General features: G+C 77.4%; 1 protein-coding gene. It reads right to left on the bottom strand.

The window, feature by feature from the left end:
* Positions 1-36: 36 nt before the first annotated feature.
* On the bottom strand, positions 37-464 hold a 428-nt coding region (locus A6302_RS23820; RefSeq protein ID WP_210183438.1), incomplete at its 5' end, for a hypothetical protein.

Below are 464 nucleotides of genomic sequence, written 5' to 3'. Positions count from 1 at the left end.
TGTAGAGCGCGACGCCGCGCCAGGCGGGATCCTCGATCAGCGCCGCGGCCAGTTCCGGCGCCCCGAGCCGCAGGGCGAGCGTCCGGCCGCGTCGCGGGCCGAGACGAGGCCGAGGCCGGCGCCGAGGACGAGCAGCAGGGCAAGGGCGATCCGGGTCATGCGGTCCTCCGGAAGGCGGCGAGCAGGAACAGGCGGCGAAGGGCAGCAGCCACCAGCGAGGTCGGCCTGTACCAGGGCGGCATAGTCGGAGGCGGCGATCCGCGCGTCGGCGGTGGGCGGCCACGGCGCCGAGCACCGGCTCCGGCGTGTCCGAGCCGGCAAAGCGTCCGTCGCCGGCGGCGGCAATCTCCGCCAGCGCGCCGACGTCGGGGCGGGGGCCACGGTCGCCAGCGACTTCATGAGCGGCACCAGCAGCACATGGACCCCGGACGCCGCGCGCGGGCGAGCGTGGCGGCAGGGCCGGC

Source organism: Methylobrevis pamukkalensis (genome assembly GCF_001720135.1).
GTDB classification, from domain to species: Bacteria; Pseudomonadota; Alphaproteobacteria; order Rhizobiales; family Pleomorphomonadaceae; genus Methylobrevis; species Methylobrevis pamukkalensis.
The sequence above is the reverse complement of the archived record's forward strand: the minus strand, read 5'-3'. Positions and strand labels throughout refer to the sequence as shown.